This is a genomic window from Bradyrhizobium sp. SHOUNA76, from assembly GCF_023006445.1.
Taxonomy (GTDB): Bacteria; Pseudomonadota; Alphaproteobacteria; order Rhizobiales; family Xanthobacteraceae; genus Bradyrhizobium.
In genome coordinates this window covers 1-2,064 of record NZ_JALBHA010000770.1, presented here as the reverse complement: position 1 = coordinate 2,064, position 2,064 = coordinate 1, and the positions used below count along the sequence as shown (strand labels likewise).

Sequence of the window (2,064 nt, the reverse complement as noted above, 5' to 3'; positions counted from 1 at the left end):
CCACGGCCGTCGCCGCGGCGCGCCTGAAGCGGGTCGAGCGCAATGTCGAGATCACGCTGCCCGGCGGCAAGCTCGGCATCGAATGGCGCGAGCGCGACGACCACGTGCTGATGACGGGCACAGCGACATTCGAATATGAGGACACCTTCGATCCGGCGCTGTTCGCGCCGGTTGGCTGATGGCCGTCGACATCGTCACCTTCGGCTGCCGCCTCAATGCCTTCGAGGCCGAGGTGATCCGCCGTGAGGCCGAGGGCGCGGGCCTTTCCGACACCATCGTCATCAACAGCTGCGCCGTCACCAATGAGGCGGTGGCGCAGGCGCGGCAATCGATCCGCAAATTGAAGCGCGAACGGCCCGGTGCGCGCATCGTCGTCACCGGCTGCGCGGCGCAGACGCAAAGCGGCATGTTCGCTGACATGGCCGAAGTCGATCGCGTCGTCGGCAATGACGACAAGATGCGCAGGCAGACCTGGCGCGAGGCCCGCGATGCGTTCGATCTCGGCGCCGGCGAGAAGATCGCCGTCAGCGACATCATGGCTATCAGGGAGATGGCGCCGCATCTCATCGACGGCTATGCGAGCGGCCTGCCGCGCGTGTTCGTGCAGGTGCAGAACGGCTGCGACCATCGCTGCACCTTCTGCATCATTCCCTACGGTCGCGGCAATTCGCGCTCGGTGCCGATGGGCGCGGTGGTCGAGCAGGTGCGGACGCTGGTCGAACGCGGTCATGCCGAGATCGTGCTGACCGGCGTCGACCTCACCAGCTACGGTGCCGACCTGCCCGGCGCGCCGAAACTCGGCATGTTGACGAAGCAGATTTTGCGGCACGTGCCGGAGCTCAAGCGCCTGCGCATCTCCTCGATCGATTCGATCGAGGCGGATGACGATCTGCTCGATGCCATCGCCGGCGATGCGCGGCTGATGCCGCATCTGCACCTTTCGCTGCAATCCGGCGACGACATGATTCTGAAGCGCATGAAGCGGCGGCATTTGCGGCAGGATGCGATCGCTTTCTGCGACCAGGTGCGCCGGCTGCGCCCGGACATCGCCTTCGGCGCCGACATCATCGCGGGCTTCCCGACCGAGAGCGAGGAGATGTTTTCACGCTCGCTCGATCTCGTCGAAGAGTGCGGCCTGACGTTCCTGCACGTCTTTCCCTACTCGCCGCGCCCCGGCACGCCGGCTGCAAAGATGCCGCAGGTTGCGGGGGCGCTGATCAAGGAGCGCGCGAAGCGGCTGCGTGCGGCGGGAGAAGCGGCATTGCAGCGGCGGCTGCAAGCCGAGATCGGTGCAACGCGCGAGGTGCTGATCGAGAGCGAGAGCCTGGGGCGGACGGAGCACTATCTGCCGGTGGCGATTGCGGGCGAGCGGGTGGGAAGCGTTGTGCCGCTCAGAATCGCGGGCAGTGATGGCGAACGGCTGATCACATAGCCGTTTTCTCTTCCCTTCTCCCCGTGTCCGTCGAGGCCTTAAAAGCCAGTAGCGCAACAGGCCCACAAGGGGAGAGTGGAAGAGCCTACGACGCCCGCACCTGCCAGAACCGCAGCGTTCGCCGCGCATTTTCCGGCGTCATGTGCGCATAGTGACCTTGCGCCCGCGCGAGATCCGCCGGCTTCATCGCGCCGGTCGCGAAGCGGCTTTCGAGCACCGCGGTGGTGGTTTCCCAGCTGAGCTGCGCCGCCTTGCACGGCACCAACAGGCCGTCATCGCGCAGGCTCTGCATCAGCGGGCGAATGACTTCGACAGTCGATCCGGACAGGGCTGCAAGGGCGGCGGCGGTCTCCTCATAACGCCGTTGCCTGGCGAAGCCGAGCAACGTCGCCTCATTGAGCTGGCCGGTTGCCTTGAGCATTGCAATCGCGCGCTTGGCGCCTTCGAAATCGCGGACGCTCGACATCTCGCGATCGACACCGACGGCGATGGCCGCGATCGCACTCTGGATTTCCTCGAACAGATGCGGCGGCGCGCGCGACAACAAGCGGGCGCGCACGGCATCGGTCGCCGATTGCAGCAATCTGCGGCGCAGCTCCGACGGCAGGTCGACGCGGACGCCGACGCTGACG

The 2,064-nt window shown here is 66.3% G+C and carries 2 protein-coding genes and 1 pseudogene; 2 read left to right on the top strand and 1 reads right to left on the bottom strand.

Annotation, left to right across the window (positions count from 1 at the left end; translation table 11 throughout):
* Both MOV74_RS36870 and mtaB read left to right on the top strand, forming a co-directional pair.
* Positions 1–179: pseudogene (locus tag MOV74_RS36870) on the top strand (diaminopimelate epimerase); the annotation flags it as partial.
* Positions 179–1,432: a tRNA (N(6)-L-threonylcarbamoyladenosine(37)-C(2))-methylthiotransferase MtaB gene (gene mtaB, locus MOV74_RS36865; RefSeq protein ID WP_246932283.1), complete on the top strand. Its 1,254-nt coding sequence runs from the start codon at positions 179–181 to the stop codon at positions 1,430–1,432. The pseudogene MOV74_RS36870 and the gene mtaB, both read left to right, overlap by 1 nt.
* A gap of 85 nt (positions 1,433–1,517) precedes the next feature.
* Here mtaB and MOV74_RS36860 read toward each other — a convergent pair.
* The coding region (locus MOV74_RS36860) for a DUF2336 domain-containing protein (RefSeq protein WP_246932281.1) at positions 1,518–2,064 on the bottom strand (547 nt) is incomplete at its 5' end.